The organism is Natronomonas salinimetallica, assembly GCF_013839515.1.
Taxonomy (GTDB): domain Archaea; phylum Halobacteriota; class Halobacteria; order Halobacteriales; family Haloarculaceae; genus Natronomonas.
Window position 1 is genome coordinate 120,606 of sequence record NZ_JACDNQ010000006.1, and the last position, 15,048, is coordinate 135,653.

10 protein-coding genes and 1 pseudogene are annotated in these 15,048 nt (G+C 65.2%); 3 read left to right on the plus strand and 8 right to left on the minus strand.

Annotation, left to right across the window (positions count from 1 at the left end; genetic code table 11):
- The first annotated feature begins 104 nt into the window (after positions 1 to 104).
- Positions 105 to 2,018, plus strand: coding sequence for an ABC transporter ATP-binding protein (locus tag HZR14_RS06745; RefSeq protein ID WP_181692103.1), 1,914 nt, complete (start codon positions 105 to 107; stop codon positions 2,016 to 2,018).
- A 180-nt stretch (positions 2,019 to 2,198) separates the two neighbouring features.
- Positions 2,199 to 3,473, plus strand: coding sequence for an adenine nucleotide alpha hydrolase family protein (locus HZR14_RS06750; protein ID WP_181692104.1), 1,275 nt, complete (start codon positions 2,199 to 2,201; stop codon positions 3,471 to 3,473).
- A gap of 388 nt (positions 3,474 to 3,861) precedes the next feature.
- Here HZR14_RS06750 and HZR14_RS06755 read toward each other — a convergent pair whose 3' ends face one another.
- The 7 genes and pseudogenes from HZR14_RS06755 to HZR14_RS06780 all read right to left on the minus strand — a co-directional run bounded on the left by HZR14_RS06755 (position 3,862) and on the right by HZR14_RS06780 (position 13,527).
- Positions 3,862 to 6,873, minus strand: a complete 3,012-nt coding sequence (locus HZR14_RS06755) for a BGTF surface domain-containing protein (protein WP_220132483.1) — start codon at positions 6,871 to 6,873, stop codon at positions 3,862 to 3,864.
- A gap of 609 nt (positions 6,874 to 7,482) precedes the next feature.
- Positions 7,483 to 7,581 (minus strand): annotated as a pseudogene (locus tag HZR14_RS14565) (surface glycoprotein); the annotation flags it as partial.
- A gap of 376 nt (positions 7,582 to 7,957) precedes the next feature.
- Positions 7,958 to 8,701: a DNA polymerase sliding clamp gene (locus tag HZR14_RS06760; RefSeq protein WP_181692106.1), complete on the minus strand. Its 744-nt coding sequence runs from the start codon at positions 8,699 to 8,701 to the stop codon at positions 7,958 to 7,960.
- A gap of 335 nt (positions 8,702 to 9,036) precedes the next feature.
- The gene (locus HZR14_RS06765; protein WP_181692107.1) at positions 9,037 to 10,716 is read right to left on the minus strand and encodes a 2-oxo acid dehydrogenase subunit E2; all 1,680 of its coding nucleotides are present in this window, start codon (positions 10,714 to 10,716) and stop codon (positions 9,037 to 9,039) included.
- A gap of 1 nt (position 10,717) precedes the next feature.
- Entirely contained in the window at positions 10,718 to 11,716 is a 999-nt protein-coding gene (locus HZR14_RS06770) for an alpha-ketoacid dehydrogenase subunit beta (protein WP_181692108.1), read from the minus strand.
- Entirely contained in the window at positions 11,713 to 12,834 is a 1,122-nt protein-coding gene (gene pdhA / locus HZR14_RS06775; RefSeq protein ID WP_181692109.1) for a pyruvate dehydrogenase (acetyl-transferring) E1 component subunit alpha, read from the minus strand. The genes HZR14_RS06770 and pdhA overlap by 4 nt, the downstream gene beginning before the upstream one ends.
- A gap of 90 nt (positions 12,835 to 12,924) precedes the next feature.
- Positions 12,925 to 13,527 (minus strand): DUF7474 family protein, encoded by a 603-nt coding sequence (locus HZR14_RS06780; RefSeq protein ID WP_181692110.1) that lies wholly within the window; start codon positions 13,525 to 13,527, stop codon positions 12,925 to 12,927.
- A gap of 132 nt (positions 13,528 to 13,659) precedes the next feature.
- On the opposite strand from HZR14_RS06780, the gene HZR14_RS06785 reads away from it, so the two are divergent.
- Positions 13,660 to 14,742, plus strand: a complete 1,083-nt coding sequence (locus tag HZR14_RS06785; protein WP_181692111.1) for a DNA primase large subunit PriL — start codon at positions 13,660 to 13,662, stop codon at positions 14,740 to 14,742.
- Positions 14,743 to 14,782: 40 nt separating this feature from the next.
- Here the strand turns inward: HZR14_RS06785 and HZR14_RS06790 are convergent, their stop codons facing one another.
- Positions 14,783 to 14,980 carry a DUF7472 family protein gene (locus HZR14_RS06790; RefSeq protein ID WP_181692112.1) on the minus strand — a complete coding sequence of 66 codons (198 nt, stop codon included), beginning with the start codon at positions 14,978 to 14,980 and terminating at the stop codon, positions 14,783 to 14,785.
- Positions 14,981 to 15,048 lie beyond the last annotated feature (68 nt).

Genomic DNA, 15,048 nt, shown 5'->3' on the forward strand with positions numbered 1-15,048 from the left:
GGTGCATGGAGGCGAAGACGGCCTCGGGCGGCATCCAGACGCCGAGACTCGACAGCACCGGCCGCGAACAGGGAACATTTGTGGGCGCGCCGATAACGATCGGTATGTCCGACGACCAGGGGGGCTTCGAGGACATCCGCGAGAGCCTCGATGGACACCCGATCCGGAGCCTTCTGGCCTACGCGCGGCCCTACTGGCTGCGATTGAGCGTCGGCGTGTGTACCTCCTTTCTGACGCGGTTCGCCCGCCTCGTGCCGCCCATCATCGTCGCAACGGCGATCGACCGGGTCGTGTTACAGTCCGGTGAGCCGGGGCTCCTGGCCAACGCGGGGATCGTCCCCGGCGGAGAGATCGCCGGCGAGGCCGCCCGGATCGCGCTTTTAGAGCGGCTCGTCGTCATCGCGGTGGTGGCGTATCTCCTCCGCTCTGTGACCCGGTTTGCCTCCCGATACCTCCTCCAGTCCACCGCCCAGAAGGTTCAACGGGACCTCCGCAACGACACCTACGACCACCTCCAGCACCTCTCGATGGACTTTTTCGTCTCACATCAGACCGGCGGGATGATGTCGATCCTCAACAGCGACATCAACCGCCTGGAGCAGTTTCTCAACACCGAATTCCGTCAGTTGATCCGTGTCATCGCGACCGTCGGCGGGATCTCCGTCGTCCTCTGGACGTACTCGCCGAAACTCGCGCTCGTCGCGCTCGCGCCGGTCCCGATCATCGGCCTCGCGAGCGGGCTCTTTCTCAGGTGGATCGAACCGCGATACAAATCCATCCGGGAGACGGTGGCTCGGCTGAACACGCGCCTCGAAAACAACCTCGGCGGCACCGCGGTCATCAAGGCGTTCAACCGCCACGCCTTCGAGCGCGACCGGGTCGCAGAACACAGCCAGACCTACCACGACGAGAAGGTGGCGGCGCTGCGCATCCGGCGGGCGTTCTTTGCGTCCCTGCGGCTGACGACCGGGATCGTCTTCGTGCTCGCGCTCTTCATCGGCGGGACGGACATCATCCTCGGCGATCCCGGTGCCCTGTCGGCCGGCGCGTTCGCGCTGTTTTTTTTGTATCTCCGCCGGCTGTACTCGCCGATGCGCCGGGTCGGAAAGTCGGCGAACAAATACCAGCTCGCGAAATCGAGCGCCGAGCGCGTCTTCGGGCTGCTCGGCGAGGAGCCGACGGTGACCGAACTGGCGGACCCACACGCTCCAGAGCGCGTACGCGGCGACGTCGCCTTCGAGGACGTGACCTTCGGCTACGGCGACCGCGAGCCCGTAATCCGGGACGTCTCACTCGACGTGCCCGCGGGGACGACGGTCGGGCTGGCGGGGCCGACCGGCGCGGGGAAATCGACGCTGTTGAAACTGTTGGCCCGGTTTCACGACGTCGACTCGGGAGCCGTTCGCGTCGACGGCGTCGACGTCCGCGAATACAGCCTCCGGGCGCTCAGAGAGGGGATCGCGATCGTCGAACAGAACCCCTATCTGTTCTCGGGGACCGTCGCCGAGAACATCGCCTACGGCGACCACGAGGTACTGGAGGCCGAGTGGAAGGGCGAACGCGTCCCCGACGGGGACGCCCGCGATCGGATCGTCAGGGCCGCACAGGCGGCCGAAGCCCACGAGTTCATCGACGAACTGCCGGAGGGCTACGACACGCTCGTCGGCGAGCGCGGCGTGAAACTCTCCGGCGGCCAGCGTCAGCGGCTCGCCATCGCCCGCGCGCTGCTCAATGACCCCTCGATCATCGTCTTCGACGAGGCGACCTCCGACGTGGACACCGAGACGGAGGAACTCATCCAAACGAGCCTGGATCGGCTCATCGCCGACCGGACCGCCTTCGTCATCGCCCACCGGCTCTCGACGATCAGGGACGCCGATAGGATCGTCGTCATGGACGACGGCGAGATCGTCGAGTCGGGGACCCACGGGGAGTTGCTCGACGCCGACGGCGAGTACGCGGCGCTGTGGCGGGCACAGGCGGACTCGGAGGCGTCCGTTCGGCCCCCGACGAAGTGACGCCAACGCTCGGGAGTCCTCCGCGTTCACCTCACGTCTCGAAGCCCGCCGCCTCGAGTGCCCCAAGCAGCGGCTGCGCCGGAGCGATCGGAGAGAGCCGCTCGGCGTGTACTGGGTGAAGCTGGCTCGAATGGCCGGATTAGACAACGCATTAGTGGCCCCACGCCGGAGCGTCGCACAATGGATTCCGCTGACCGGTGGTACACCGACGACACCAAACGCAACTCGTTTCTGGGCTATCGGTACGTCATCGACGGGGTCGACATCCCGGAGTGGATCTACGCGGTCACGGGCGATTCTATCGACGTCGCGTCCACAGCGGCGCTGCTCTCGCGGGGAAAACAAGCACTGGAGACGGCGTTCGACCGCTCGCTCGCCGATGTCGAACCCGATGCGGTTCACGTCGTCCCGCTATCCGCCGGCTACGACTCCAGAACGATCCTCGCGGAGTTGATAGAGCGCGTCGACCCCGCAGACATCCGGTGTGTCACCTATGGAACGCCAGGTGGATTCAATTACGAGATCGCTCCACGGGTCGCCAAGGCCGCGGGCGTCGACCACCACCGGATCGATCTCACGCCGGGGGAGTACGACTGGACCGTCGACGGGCTGATCCGAGAGGCTCGAACGCAGGCCACCCCGTCGTCACTGTTCGGCGACAACGGCGTCCTCCAGTCGTTCTTCGAGGAGGTCGACGCCGCCACCGAGACGCCCTGCTATCTCTGGAGTGGCTACCTCGGTGGCGAAAGCGGTGGCGCACACCTCGACCCCTCGGTCGAGTCGTGGGCCGACGCCATCGACTCGTTTCTCGAATTGAACTACCAACACGACAACCTCACCGCCCCCGAGTTCGACCCCCGATCCGTCCTCCCCGACGAGCCGCTGTGTGACCCCGCGACGCTCCGCTACGAGGAGCAACTCGATTACGGCATCCGACAACAACACTACATCGATACCCACACCGACCCCCACGAGAAGACGCCCTTCACCGATCCAGCGTGGCTACACTTCGCGTTCAACATCCCCGACGAAATGCGGGTCGGCCAGGACGTCTACGAGCGTCTCCTCCTCGAGAGGCATCCATCGCTGTTCGAGTTGCCGACGGCGCGGACCAACGGCCTGCCGATCACCGCCCCGGCGTGGCGACAGAAACTCCAGTGGCTCAGGAAGGTCGTCCTTCCCTATGGCATCCAACAGCTCAGCGTCGACCTCCGGCACCCGGCACTGATGCACTTCGATAAGAACAACGCACTCCGGCACAACCCCCAGCTCCGGTCGTTAGTCGAGGAGTTACTCGCGTCGTTGGATCGGCGCGGACTCGTCAAGTGGGTCGACATCGACCGGCTGCTGCCCCGACATCGACGCCCGCTCAATTTCAAAAACTACGGCTGGGAACTGCTCGTACTCGCGTCGCTTGAGATACACATCCGATCGATCGAGCGTCAGACGGACTGATCGGGCGGGCTGTGGATTCGCTGGAGAAGCCCTTCTAATACTGTCGGACGTAATTTCGTGAATACCTGAATCGTTTAGATAGACGAAACCGTACTGTAACACGACGCTCAGAGATTTTCGATTCAAGTAGTTACGTCCGACAGTATAAAGAGACGTCGGGAGCGGAGCGCGCTGGCACTGGTGACGTGGTGAGGTATGTTTCCGGGCCATCAAGCGCCGGCGCTGGCGCTCTCGGGACGTCGCGTCGTGAAAAATGAAAGCCGCACCGCGAAACCGCACAGCACAGCACAGCACAGCACCGCACAGCACCGCACAGCACCGCACCGCAAAGGGGACTGAAATCGGGCGTGTGCCCGGATTCAGTTAGTTGTCAGACGCGGTGTCCGAGTTATGCGTTCCGTCGGGCTGCCAGCAGTGCAGCGCCGAGGAGCGCAACGAGCGCGATGACAGCGCCGAAGCCGGGCTGACCTTCGGGTTCCTCGGTCGGCTCGGGCGTCGGCTCTTCAGTCGGCTCGGGCGTCGGTTCCGGCGTCGGTTCCGGCGTCGGTTCCGGCGTCGGTTCCGGCGTCGCCGTCGGTTCCGGCGTTTCCTCGGCCATCTCGCCGAAGACACCGTCGGCGGACTGGATCGAGCTTCCGCTGACTCGGAAGTCGACCTCTGCGAGGTCGCCCTCTTCGCGGTCACTGAAGTCCATCGTGGCCTCGAAGGTGCCGTCCTCACTGATGTCGACGTCCTGCGTGTTCAGGAAGCTCTCGGTCTCGCCGCGCTGGCGGACGCGAACCGTCGCGTCGGAGCCGGGGGCGACGTTCGTCGTTCCCGTGATCGTCGTCTCGTTAGCCGCCGAGATGACGACTTCGTCGTCCTCGTTCAGGTTGTCGAACGTAGCCGAGCGTGCCTCGAAGTTGAAGGAAGCGCTCGTGATGGCGCCGCCATCAGCTGCGAAGTACGGGTAGGCTTCGTCGCCGTCGGTCAGAGTCCCGTCAGCGGCGGAGCCGAACGGACCGAACTGGGTGTCAGTGTTGCTGTTGACACCGCCACTGTCACCGGCGAACTCGAAGCGATCCTCGCCGTCAGTCTCGTATTCGAGGCTGACTTCGTAGGTGTCGCCCGCGTTCAGGTCACCGGTGAACGGCTCGGAGTCCGTATCAGCGATGATGTAGAGCTCGCCGTTCTCGTTGTCGACGAGCACGTTCACGTCACTCGAGCTCTGCGTGAGGTCGATCTCGTTTGCGCCTTGGTTGCCGATGTCGTCCTCGTTCTCGAAGGTCAGCGTGATACCCTCGCCAGCCTGTCCGCCCTCAGCGTTGAGCGCGAGCTGGTCGAGAATGTCGCCATCGAAGTTCTCCTCTTCGTCCGGGATGACCGGATCGAAGTCGCCGTCGTTGAGGGCCACCATGTGGCCGTAGAGGCCGGAGGCCTCGATCTGGACGACGAGTTTGTCGTCAAGGGCGACCTCCTCGCTCTGCGTGAGCGGGGACTCCTCGACGAGCTCTTGGATCGTGTCGTATTCGTCAGCGTTCTCCTCGGGACCAACCCAGACGTTGGTCTCGCCGAGGGTCGGCTGCTCGAGGTTGAGCGTCGAGAAGCCGTCCTCGTCCTCCACGCTGGATTCGCCGCTGTCAGCGTAGAAGTAATCGTTCGTCGTCGCGGTCATGTCGTAGTCCGTCGGCTGGATCGGACGGATCAGCTGATCCTTCGGATCGTCACTGGCCTGATCCAGCGTGTCGAGCTCCTCCAGGTAGGCCTGGAAGCGCTCTTTGTCGGTCGGATTCTGGTTCGGACTGAACAGACTATCGCTCGTGCTGTCGCCGTCAGTGAACCGCGGCGCGTCGAGTTCCTCACTACCATCGAACGGACCGGTGAAGCCACCGGTGTTGTCGAAGCCGCTGGTGATGAGACTCTCGGCGATGTCGTCCTCGGAGTACAGCACCTGTTCGGTCGGCGCGTCGGTGCCGATCGTCCGAGTGTTGAGATAGAACTCGACGTTGTTGTCGTCGTCGTCATCCTCGAGGTAGAGGATGTCGACGAAGTCGGAGCTCTCACTGCCGAACTGGACGTAGGTTCCGTCAGTATCCTCCAGATCGGCGGAGACGCGAACGACGTCACCGGCGGTCTGGGTGAGTGTGCTGTCGCCGAAGTCGACGGAGGCATCCTGCTCGTTGACTTGGATGGTCGTCGAGTCGGTCGCTTCCGTGTCGTCACCGTCAACGGTGACGTTGTACTCGGCGTCGTCGATGTCAGCGAAGCTCACATCGTGTTCGGGGTTGCTGATCTGTCGCAGGACAATCTTCTCGCCGGCGTCTTCCTCGTCGGAGTCGTAGACAAGGGCGTTGAACGGATTCAGCGCACTACCGAGCAGGTTTCCGACCGACACCTGCCGGTTGGTTCCGCTGTTGTCGGAGACAGTAACCAGCGTTCCGGTGCTGACTTGGAGATTGTCGTCGCGGTTGGTTGTGACCGCGCTGGTGGCGTTGTTGACGATCGCGTCAGTAACGGCAGCAGCGGTGAAGTCTTGGTTACCAGCGCTGTCAGTCGCGATGCTGTCAACGTTGGAGTTTTGGATGTTTGCCGACGTGATGAAGACCTGTGCGAGTTCGCCCTCGTCGAGATCGCCATCAGCCGAAATGTTGGCGTCGTAGTTGTTCCGGTTGGAGTCGATCTCGAGTTCTGCGATGGCGTCGTCACCCTCGTCAGTGACGGGGGTGTCGTCCTCGTTGAACTCGATCGAGAGGTCCTGCAGGACGACTTCGAAGGTGTCGCCCTCGTCAGGGTTGGTCGGGAGGTTGCCGCCACGGACGAAGTAGTCGCCTTCGTCAAGGTCGTCCGTGTCAGCGACGAGGAAGTACTCGTTGCTGTTGAGCGTCCCGTCCGCGAAGGCCGGAAGCTCAGCGCTGCTGCCAGTACCGTCAGCCTGGTAGAGGGTCAGATCTTCGACCTGTGAGCTGGATTCGACCGTCCCAGTGTCGAAGGAGTCGACCTCGCGAAGGACATAGTCGTTACCGCTGGAGATGTCGCTGCCAGTGATGACGACGTCCTGTCCTTGGTAGATGGACGAGCTCGGGCCGTTATCGAAGTTGACGTTAGCGCCGGTAGTGGTGCCGGTCGTCGTCAGGTCAGCAGTGTCTTCGTCAACATTGCCGTTCGAGTCTGCGAGATCGATGTCTGCAGTATAGGTAGCCGCATCAGGATTAACTGCGGGCGAAACAGTCACCGAAACTTGATCGCCTGCAGTAAGTGCCTGTGCGGCACCGTTATCCGTGATTTCGATCTCATTTTGTGATTGAGTGATGGCGACACCGGAGGTGATGTCCGTAGTGCCAACCTCCACAGTGTCGACCGTTGCGCCGCTGAGGTCACCGTTTGCGTTCGGGAAATTAACGCTGTCGAACGTAACGGTCATCCGCTGGAAGTTGCCACCCTGCTGGGCGATCGATGAGCCAGGGATGCTATCGACAGTTGCCGTAGCAGTGAACTCAGAGTTCTGACCTTCTGTGTCAGGGTTCACGCTGACGGATGAGCCGTCAAGAGTGCCAGGCGAGGCGGTCTGAACATTGATCACATCGGCGAACGTATCTGATGCCTGGGTCGTCCCAGTTCCGGTCGTTGTGATAGTAACATCAGCGTTAACATCAGCCACTGTGTTTGCGGCAGTGTCAATTTCAGCCCCGGTGACAGTCACTGTCCCTGGGTCAACATCATTCTGGGACCCGTCCGCGGTGAGGGTGATTTCGATGTTGTTGTTACTATTTATCGCTACTTGACCATTGTTCGCGAACGGTGCGTTGTTCCCAAGAGAAACGGCAATATTGCCATCACCGTCAGCAAAGTTCACGCTATCACTTGCTTCAATAACAATCGTAGCCGTATCTATGTCCGTAGCGCCTTGATCGAAGACGCCAGTCTGCTCAAAGGATATTGACGGTTCTCCAGCGTCAGCTGTGTCGCGCGGTACATCTATACTGTTTGCCCCATCAATCTGGAAGTTAGATGGAGCACTTGCTGCCGCCGCGCCTCCAGCAAACGCTACTGTCCCTGCGAAGACCCACAGGAACATGAGCGCTGCCAGGAAGACGGCGCGCAGTTTCTTGTTGTTATAGTTTCGTGTCATGTGTTGTTTCGTACTGCATCGCACTGCATCGCATCGCAGTCGCCTACGTGGCCCGATTCCGCCGGGGTGTCTCCATCCACCCGGGATGGATAATCGACCGGATTCACGCCGACGCCACGAGCGCCGCGGTGTGTCGTGTCGTCCATCGTGGATCACCGTCGAACCCCACGTGCGTACTAGGCCGACTGCTCGTAGACCTGGGTAGGGGTACGGTCAGTTGTCGCATCGGAGGGTATAAATGCTTTCTGTAACGGAGCAGCCCCTCGTATGCGGGTTTTTCACATAGACCACGGCGCGAGAATGTCGTCTGTGAGGATCGTCGAACGGCGCTTTGCGTGAATCGACTCGGGGGCAAGCCCCGAAGCCCCGAGGCGATTTACTCGCTCTGGATCCGGGGGGCGAGCATGAACGTGACGTGGCCGTCGCCCTCGGCGAAGCCGAAGTGCATCTTGATCGGGAACTCCTCGCCGAGTTCCATCGTCACCTCGGCGTCCGTATCGATCGCTTTGTTCATGTCCTTGAGATAGTCCAGGGAGAAAAGCGAGCGCGCCTCGCCGGGCGTCAGATCGATGAGATCCTCGCGGCCGAGTTCGAGGTGGACGTCGTCGGTGTCGCCCTCGGCGTCGACGTAGAACTGCTCCGCGTCGGGGTCGACGCCCAACGCGATGTGATCGGAGACCATGTCGGCGGCCGTGACCGATCGGTCGATGTCCGCGCCCTCGATGACGACCTCCGAGGCGAGATCGAGATCGGGGAGATCGGGTTCTTGTCTGATCGAGTCGGGATCGATGAGCGCGAGCGTGTACTCCAGTCCGTCCAGCGAGATGTGGAGTTTACGGGTCTCCTCGTCGAGTTCGAGGTGGACGAGTTGGCCCGAGTCGGCCATCCCGACGATGTCGTCGAGCCGATCGAGGTTGACCCCGATGACACCGCCGTCGGTCTCGTAGGACTCGAAGGCGTTCGCCGATAGCTCCAGATCGACCATGCCGACGTTCGCCGGATCGACCGCACGGATCGTGAGGGCCTCGTCCTCGAGGCGAATCTTGCACTCATCGACCAGCACGCCAACGGAGTCGAGCGCCGCCCCGAGCGTGTCCGCGCTCACGATAGCCTTGAACATATACGCCCTCTACTGCCCGACCCCTAAAAAATCGTCCCATTGATTGGCCGCCGTGCGCGACCGGAATCCGGTCGCTCCGGGGCGATACAGACGGCGGCGGAAGCGGAGACGGAGACGGCGGCGGAAGCGGAGACGGCGACGGCGGCGGAAGCGGAGACGGAGACGGCGGCGGAAGCGGAGACGGAGACGGAGACGGAGACGGCGACGGCGGCGGGAGCGGAGACGGCGACGGCGGCGGGAGCGGAGACGGCGACGGCGGCGGGAGCGGAGACGGCGACGGCGGCGGGAGCGGAGACGGCGACGGCGGCGGAGACGGAGACAGAGGCGGGGCGTCGTCACTCCAAGAGGAGCAACTCCGGCGACTCCAGATACTCGATGACGGTGTTCGTAAACCGTGCGGCCTCGGCTCCGTCGACGACGCGATGGTCGATCGAGAGCGAGAGCGTCATCACCTTTCGGGGGACGACCTCGCCCGAAACCACGCGCGGTTTCTCCTTGATCGCACCCAGCCCGAGGATCGCCGTCTCCGGGTAGTTGATGATCGGTGTGGCGTACTCGCCGCCGATCGCCCCGAAGTTCGTGACGGAGAAGGTGCCGCCCCGCATCTCCTCGGGGGCGATCGAGCGGTCCCGCGCCCGCTCGACGAGGTCGTTCATCTCGTCTGCGATCCCCAGGAGTCCCTTCCGATCGACGTCTCTTAACACCGGGACCATCAGCCCCGCGTCGGTCGCCGTTGCGATCCCGACGTGGTACTCGCCGCGGAGGACGATCTCCTCGGCCTCCTCGTCGAGTCGGGAGTTGAGGGTCGGATACTCCTCGAGTCCGGCGACGACGGCTTTGATCACGAACGGGAGATACGACAGCCGGCTCCCGCGTTCGGCGGCGCGCTCACCGAGTCGGTCCCGAGTCTCGACCAACTCGGTCACGTCGGCCTCGTCGTGGTGGGTGACGTGTGGGGCGGTGTACTTCGAGCGTTCCATCTGCTCGCCGATCGTCCGGCGGACCCCCCGGTAGGGGATGCGTTCGTCCGCCCCGGTCGCCTGACCGTCGGCGGCGGACGGCCGTTCGTCGGCCTCCCCCGCCGGGACGGTCTCGGCGTCGGCCCGCTGTGCGCGCCGTTGGGCCTCGGCGTAGGCGTCGACCTCCGCCGGCGTGAGGAACGCCTCGCCGTCTCTCGTCCGATCCGTCGGGACCGCGTCGACGTCGACGCCGGCCTCCGCCGCGTGCCGTCGGGTCGCGGGGGCCGCGAGCGTCCGGTCGCGGTCGGCGGCCGCCGGTGCGTCCGTCACGGCATCGCCACGCTCGCCGTCGCCGCCCGAAGCGGTGTCGGCGGCGCGGGACGCCCCGTCATCGACCCGGCGCGTCGCCGACGTCGGACCGGCGTCGCTCGGGGTCCCCTCCGTGCCGCCGGGCGATTCCGCTGTCGTTGCTTTCTCCGTTGTCGACGCTGCCTCCGCTGTCGCCGTTTCTCCGGTCGACTCGGCCTCGGCCGCCGCGCGCACGTCGGCGTCGGTGATCCGGCCGCCGGGGCCGCTTCCCTCGACGGTCCCGATGTCGACGCCGAGTTCGCGGGCACGCCGCCGGGTCGTCGGCGAGGCGAACGTCCGGTCCCCCGTCCCGGCGGCGTCCGCGTCCGCCTCGGTGTCGGCCCGCCCCGGTGACGACGCCTCGGTGTCGGCCCGCCCCGGTGACGACGCCTCGGTGTCGGCCCGCCCCGGTGACGACGCCTCGGTATCGGCCCGCCCCGGTGACGACGCCTCGGTATCGGCCCCGTCCGCGTCGTCATCGAAGGTGATGATGACCGTCCCCACGGGCACCATTTCGCCCGCCTCGACGAGGATCTCCCGGACCGTCCCGTTCACCGGCGAGGGGACCTCGACGACCGCCTTGTCCGTTTCGACCTCGGCGACCGGCTGATCCTCCGAGACGGACTCGCCCGGTTCGACGAGCCACGCGACGATCTCGGCCTCGGTCAGTCCTTCGCCGACGTCGGGGAGTTCGAACTCGCGGACCATTTTAGGCCCCGTAGGTCTCCCTGATCGCGTCCTCGATTCGCGTGTCCTCGGGCATATAATAGTCCTCCAGGGCGTACAGCGGATACGGCACATCGAAGCCCGTCACGCGGGCGATCGGTGCCTCCTGGTAGTACAGCGCCTCCGTTTGGATCGTCGCCGTGATCTCCCCGGCGAGACCGCCCGTCTTCGGTGCCTCGTGGACGACGACGGCCCGACCGGTCTTTTTGAACGACTCGACGATCGCGTCGGTATCCATCGGTGATAGCGTCCGCAGGTCGATGACTTCGGCGTCGATGCCGTCCTCGGCGGCCGATTCGGCGGCTTCCAACGTCGGCCGAGTCATCGCGCCCCAGGTGAACACCGAGAGGTCCTCGCCCTCGCGTCGGACGGCGGCCTCGCCGAGTTCGACCGTGTACGGCTCCTCGGGTACGTCCTCTCGAAACGCCCGGTAGATGAGCTTCGGCTCGAGGAACACGACCGGATCGGGATCGCGGATCGCCGCCGCGAGCAATCCCTTCGTGTCGTACGGTGTCGAGGGGACGACGACCTTCAGGCCGGCCTCGTGGGTATAGATGGCTTCCTTCGACTCGGAGTGGTGTTCAGGGGCTCGGATGCCGCCGCCGTAGGGGGCACGGACGACCATCGGGCAGGTGAACCGTCCCCGCGACCGGGTCCGGAGGCGCGCGGCGTGGGAGACGAGCTGGTCGAACGCGGGGTACATGAACCCGGAAAACTGCATCTCCGGCACCGGCCGGAGACCGTAGGCGGCCATCCCGATCGACGTACCGATGATCCCCGATTCCGCCAGCGGCGTATCGATGACCCGATCCCCGCCGAACGCGTCGTAGAGCCCCTCCGTCGCGCGGAAGACGCCGCCGTTCTTGCCGACGTCCTCGCCGAGGACGATCACGTCGTCGTCGCGCTCCATCTCGCTTTTCAGTCCGTCGCGGACGGCCTGTACCAGCGTCAGGTTCTGGGTGTTCGATTCCTGTGTACTCATTCCAGTAGCTCCTCGTCCCCGTAGCGTTCGCGCAACCGTTCGAGGTGTGCCGCCTGTTCGTCGAGCCGTTCGGTCCGTTCGGCGTGGACGTGGTCGAACATCTCCGCCGGGGCGGGACGCTCGGTGCGCTCGGCGGCGTCGATCGCCGACGCGACCTCGGATTCGACCGACTCCCCGATCGCATCGACGGATTCGTCGTCGAGGATCCCCCGCTCGCGGAGGTACGCCTCGAGCCGCGGGATCGGGTCCTTGCGCTTCCAGCGCTCGACCTCGTCGTCGTCGCGGTAGACGGAGGGATCGTCCGCGGTCGTGTGGGCCCCGAAGCGGTATTGGATCGCTTCGATGAGCGTCGGCCGCGTGGCCCGACCGGGGGCGTCGTCGCCCGCCGGACCGGGGTCTTTCGCCTTCGAGACCGCATCGCTCGTGACCTGATATACCGCCAGCGGGTCCATCCCGTCCACGAGGACCCCCTCGAAGCCGTAGGCGTGGGCCTTCTGTGCCAGGGTCGCCGAGGCCGACTGCCGCTCGCGGGGGACCGAAATCGCCCACTGGTTGTTGTTACAAAAGAAGACGGCGGGCACGTCGAAGACGCCCGCGAAGTTGAGCCCCTCGTGGAAATCACCCTCACTCGTCGCGCCGTCACCGAAATAACAGAGGAACGCCGCGTCGTCCCCGGTCAGGTCGGCGGCCCACGCCGCCCCCGTCGCATGTAGGATCTGCGTCGCGATCGGGACGGCGACCGGGAAGACGTTCGCGTCGTCGGGATCGTTGCCCCGCTCGTCGCCCATCCAGTAGCGGAGCGTCGAATCGAGGCCGACGCCACGGACGTGGGCGGCCGCGTGTTCGCGGTAACTCGGGAAGATCCAATCCTCGTCCGCGAGCGCCATTGCGCTCCCCACCTGTGCGGCCTCCTGACCCGACAGCGGCGGGTACGTCCCCATCCGGCCCTGCCGTTGGAGGCTGACTGCGCGCCGATCGAAGTGGCGGGCCAATCGCATCTCGCGGTACATCTCGGTGAGGGAGTCCTCGTCGATATCGGGCACCGTTGCCCCCTCACGAACCCCTCCGTCCTCGTCGAGCACCTGAACTCGGTCCCGCGGATCACGATGTGTGCTCATGGGTGCCTCCCTCGCATACGCTAACCGTTCGGTGCCGTCGGCATAGTGTTTGCGTCGATTCCCCACGGCGTCCGTCGGCCGGGAGGGCGATCACGGCTCGGTGGCCGAGACCCGCCGATCGATGACCGCCTTCGCCTCGGTCGCGGCCTGTTTCCAGCCGTAGCCCTGCTCGTAGACGTGGCGCTTCGAGTCGACGAGTTCCTCGGGCGAGGACTCGTCGAACCCGCCGCGGGCCCACGTTCCGGACTCCCGAAGCCACTCGATCGTGTTTTCGCGGGTTTCCGCCCAGGAGAGACCGACCATCTCGTAGAACGCGACCATAGCGAACACCGAGTGGTCGTGAGCCCCCGAAACGCTCCCCTTCTCGTAGATCGTCTGCAGCGGCTCGAACGTCGGTCGGGAGACGCGGTCTTTGTACTCCGCCGGCGGCAACAGACGGATCGTCCCGTCCTCCTCTACGACCCGCTGGTCGCTCCGGAGGCGGCCGAAGACGGCTGCGTGGAGGCCGCTCCACCGGTCTGAGACGTCCTCGCGAAGCGCGTCCTCGTCGGGGTACGCACGGGCCGACAGCGGGCCGAGGAGATCGGTGTAGGCCTTCTCGATGTGGTGTCGGTCGGTCCCCTCGAACGCACAGCCCGGGTCGTGGAGGTTGCTCGTCGTCCGACAGCCGGGACAGCGGTACCTGAGACGCACGGTTGTTCGTTGGTTGGAGCGGGCACTCAAAGGCGTATCGCTCCCCACGCTCCGGGGAATCACGTCCGTGTCCGCCCGAGGACGGCCGGACAGGTCGGTGCGTTTATCGGCGCTGCGACGATACCCGAGGGCATGGAGCGGCTCCACGCCCGATACCCGTTTTTGGACGCCTCACGGGCGGCCGTCGAGGCCGCGGGCATCGACCTCGCCTCGCTGGTCGCGGAGGGCGGCCCGGCCGTCGAGCGCGGCCACGAGCGCGTCCAGCGGGCTCTCCTCGACGGGACGACCGACCCCGAGGAGCCGCGGATCTGGAGCACCCGCGCGGAGCTGCTGTCGTATCCGATCGCCCGCGTACTCGTGTCTCTCCTCGACGTACCCGGAGCGACCGAGAAGTACGCCGCCGCGGAGGCGGCGACGGCCCGCGAGCGGTTCGTCGAGGACTTCGAGGCCGACCTCGAATTGAAGAGCGCCGAGGGAGGTCGGCTGACGCTCGATCGGCTGCTCGCCGACTTCGAGTTGGCCGGCGGCGTCGAACCGGTCGGCGACGGCCGCTTCGAACTCGACGTGACCGCGTACCTCGGACTCACGGCGGAGCTAGACGATCACCGCTGGCATCTCGCGCGCCGCCCCCTCTCGGAGGGGACGGTCCCCATCGACCGCCCGGAGTTGTACACGCTGCTCCGGGAGGCGGTCGGACGCCGGGTCCGAGAGGGGCTCCCGCTGTCGGTCCCCGAGGCCATCGAGGCACCGCTGTCGGCGGAGTTGGCATCGATCCGGCGCTCGATTGCGGACCTCGATCCGCCGACCGACTTCGAGGTGGTCTCGCCGGAACTGTTCCCACCCTGTATGCGCTCGCTTCTGTCCCGGGCACGGAGTGAGGAGGGCCTTCGGGGGCTCCCCGATCACTCGCGGTTCTCGCTCGTCTCGTTTCTGTTGGCGAGCGGACTCGACGCGGACGGCGTCATCGACCTGTGTGACGTCCCCGAGGCCTCGACCGAGGCGATACGGACCCAGATCGAACGCCTCGCCGACGAGGACGGGCCGGTCGCCGCGCCCCCGTCGTGTGCCGTGATGGACGAGTACGGCGACTGCGTCGACAAGGACGGAACGTGTGAGAGCATCAGACATCCGCTGTCGTACTACGAGACGAAGCTACGACAGACGCCGGACGACCGGATCACTGACTGGCGACGCGGCGGTTCGGAGGCGTCGTAACCGCCGGTCCCGGCCCAGTTCTATCGGGATCGGCACCGAATCAGTACCGCCGCGAAAGGCTCACGCCGATCGCGGACATGAAGACGACGAAAAACGCGATCGCGCCGACGAGCGCGAGGCCGCCTTCACCCGTCAGCATGCCGTCGCCGTAGGTAGAACCGATCCATATGACAATCGTGGCGAGCGTCCCGACGCCGGCGAGCGCGAGGATGGCTTCGACGGCGGCGTCCCGATCCATACCCACGGATGGGACGGTATGGGAGAAAAACGCTTCGAAGGCGGGGCGAGGCGAGAGCAGCGCCCCCG